This is a genomic window from Pseudomonas sp. SDT291_1_S447 (assembly GCF_054070155.1).
Genome location: NZ_JBSVXS010000368.1, coordinates 1 through 264, shown reverse-complemented (window position 1 = coordinate 264; position 264 = coordinate 1). Strand labels below are relative to the sequence as shown.

Genomic DNA, 264 nt, shown 5'->3' with positions numbered 1-264 from the left:
CCGGCGGCTTGCTGACCAGCATCCAGAACAACAACAGCAGCCAGAACAAGGGCACGCATGTGGAGAACGTGAACATTCACACGGGCAAAACCATGACGCCGCTGGAGATGGAAAACATGGTCGCAATGGCGGTCGGCGGATGAGCGAGTACGTGGATCTGCTGATCATCGACAACGACCTGGCACTGGATCCGTCGCACCAGCCGCTGCTGGTCGATGACCGCGCCTGCATCGCCCAGGACATCGCTCACATGATCCGCGACAG

General features: G+C 59.8%; 1 protein-coding gene. It reads left to right on the top strand.

The window, feature by feature from the left end; translation table 11 throughout:
• Positions 1-139: 139 nt before the first annotated feature.
• On the top strand, positions 140-264 hold a 125-nt coding region (locus ACW9IR_RS29950; protein WP_457466218.1), incomplete at its 3' end, for a DUF2590 family protein.